The following is a 2,409-nucleotide window of genomic DNA, read 5'->3' as shown; positions in this document are numbered from 1 at the left end:
GGCGGCCAGGGCCTCCGTCATGTAGAACACCTCGCCCTCCTTCACCAGAAGGTAGCGGTCCATGTAGCGCAGCGGACGCGCGGCGTTGCGCGGTACGTCCGTCCGGTCCGGCTGCACCGTGAAGGGCACGCCGAACCCCGTGTGGCCCGTCGTGAAGGACTTGCGGTTGAAGTCGTGGTCCGAGGCCATGTGCAGCCCCGACAGGTCCACGCTCGCCGCGTAGACCTGGGACTTCGCCCCAGCCTTCCGGAGCCCGCGGGCCGTGCCGGTGATGTTGCCGCCGCCCGCGTTCGTGGCCACGACGACGTCCGGGTCCCGACCCAGCTGGCTGCGGCACTGCTGGGCGATCTCCCAGCCCAGCGTCTCGATGCCCGCGATCGCCGACGGCGTGTAGAGCGATGCGTTGTAGAACCCCGTGTCCTCCAGCAGCATCAGCGTCTCGTAGAAGAGCTCCGGCCCCACCGTGAGCTGCACCACCTCGGCACCCATCGCCTCGCAGGCCCGCTGCTTCTCCAGGATCTCCGGCTGCCCCACGCGGCGGCTGTCGTAGCACTCCTGGACGACGATGCACTTCAGGCCGAGGCGCGCCGCCATGCAGGCCACCGCCGCTCCATAGTTGCCCGACGTGGCCGCGACCACGCCCTTGTACCCCATCCGGTGCGCCTCGTAGACGGACAGGGCCGCGCGCCGGGCCTTGAAGCTCCCGGAGAGGTTCTGCGCCTCGTCCTTCACCAGGATCTGCGCACCCTTCCCGCCCCCGGCCGTCCTCCGGGCCAGCTCCGTCACGTTGTCGAGGCTCAGGAGCTTCGTGTCGCCAACGCTCATCCCGCTCTGAATCTTGACGATCTCCTCGAGGCTGTGGGGGACCGCCTCCCGCATCATCCGCTCGTAGTCGAAGCGCCCTCCCGGCTCCTCGAACTTCGAGTAGTCGATCCCGACCGCCGCCTTGACGATCTCGCTCTTGCGCGCCATTACGGCCTCATAGCTCCTGCCGCCCATCTCAGCAGGCCCCCTTTCCGCTAAGGATATCCACAACCTGCCGATGCACCTGCGCCAGCTCCGGGACGTAGCTTCCGAAGTCGTGCCGATAGCCCGGGTCGCAGTTGGTGAGCGTGCCCTCCACCTCGCGCCCGATCGCCGTCCGGACCCGCACGGACTCGCCGGTGTGGGCGCTCTCCGCCAGGAGCTCCCCCTTGACCCACATCTCAAGCGGCAGCGCGGCGGTGTCCTCCGGAACACCCGCGGCCCGCTCCCCTGCAGGGAGCAGCTCAATGTGCAGCACGACGCAGTCCCCCTTGTGGTAGACGCGGCGCTCCTCCCGCAGCTCGTGGACGAACCGGTTCATGTCGCCCAGGATCGCGTGCGGGATCGGGAGCTCCAGAAGGTCGGTCAGCCCCAGCGGGCGCGTTCAGCACCTGCGGGATCATGTTCACGACCATCGCGATCGTGCCGATGCCGCCCGGCATCTCCGGCTTGCCGGAAAACTTCAGCGTGTAGCCGCCCGCGTCGATGGTGATGTAGTCCCCCGTGTCGATCCCCTCGGCCTCCGGACGGACCTGCTGCGGGTGGTCCAGGTGGATGAACGCCCGGCCGTCGGCCGTCCTCCCCCAGCCCTGCTGACGGATGCCCGCCAGGTTCCCCGGCTCGACCTTGGCGTAGGGCGTCTCGCGGTGTACCTTCGAGATGATGGGGTCCTTCGTCTGCTCGATCTTGGTGATCTCGACGCCCAGGCCCGCGGCGATGGCCGAGATGGACTCCGGAAAGCCCACGTGCCCCGCCAGGTCGTTGGCCGCAAGGCGCCTCTTGAACTCTTCCGGCGTGATCCCCACGCCCTGCTCGTGCATCACCGCCCCGCCGAAGGGCGAGAGGTCGTTGATGCGCGCCGCCTCGATGGACTTCACGTCCTCGCAGGTCCCCGTGATGGCCAGGATCAGCAGGTCCAGCACAAAACCAGGGTTGATCCCCGTCCCAAAGACCGTCACCCCGTGCTGGCGCGCCAGACGGTCGATCTCGAGCGACAGCTCCGGCTCCTGAGCCCACGGCCAGGCCATCTCCTCCGCCGTCGTGATGACGTTCAGGCCGTGCTCCACGCAGAGCTTGACCTTCTCGAACGCGCTCCTGGTGAAGGAGTCCGTCCCCAACAGCACCACGTCGCACGCGCCGTTTCGGATGAGCTCCGTGCCGCCGAACAAAAGCTCCGGACGGCTCCCCCGCTCCTCCCCCAGGTACTGGTAGACGTCCGTTCCGTGGAGGTGCTTGCGCCCCACCACAACCCCCACAATCTCAACGCCCGTCTTCTTCAGAAGCATTCGCGCGATCCCGCTCCCCATCGCGCCAAATCCCCATATCATCACACGGATATCCCTCATGAAAACGCCTCCTCACTACAAATTTAACTCAAATTGATTA

General features: G+C 67.2%; 3 protein-coding genes. All 3 read right to left on the bottom strand.

Features of this window, described 5'->3' with window-relative positions; all coding sequences use genetic code 11:
- On the bottom strand, positions 1–999 hold a 999-nt coding region (gene ortB / locus SY1_RS01780), incomplete at its 3' end, for a 2-amino-4-oxopentanoate thiolase subunit OrtB (protein ID WP_208872571.1).
- A 1-nt stretch (position 1,000) separates the two neighbouring features.
- Positions 1,001–1,345 carry a 2-amino-4-oxopentanoate thiolase subunit OrtA gene (gene ortA, locus SY1_RS01775; RefSeq protein WP_208872570.1) on the bottom strand — a complete coding sequence of 115 codons (345 nt, stop codon included), beginning with the start codon at positions 1,343–1,345 and terminating at the stop codon, positions 1,001–1,003.
- A complete protein-coding gene (gene ord, locus SY1_RS01770) occupies positions 1,269–2,369 on the bottom strand; it encodes a 2,4-diaminopentanoate dehydrogenase (RefSeq protein ID WP_015555986.1) in 1,101 nt (366 codons plus the stop codon). Before ord ends, ortA begins: the two co-directional genes overlap by 77 nt.
- Positions 2,370–2,409: the final 40 nt, after the last annotated feature.

Source organism: Fretibacterium fastidiosum (assembly GCF_000210715.1).
In the GTDB taxonomy this organism is placed as follows: Bacteria; Synergistota; Synergistia; order Synergistales; family Aminobacteriaceae; genus Fretibacterium; species Fretibacterium fastidiosum.
This window is presented reverse-complemented; position numbering and strand designations above follow the sequence as displayed.

Excerpts from the sequence above, each read along its gene's own strand:
- ord (WP_015555986.1), bottom strand. The coding sequence starts at position 2,369 with ATGAGGGATATCCGTGTGATGATATGGGGATTTGGCGCGATGGGGAGC.
- ortA (WP_208872570.1), bottom strand. The coding sequence starts at position 1,345 with ATGAACCGGTTCGTCCACGAGCTGCGGGAGGAGCGCCGCGTCTACCAC.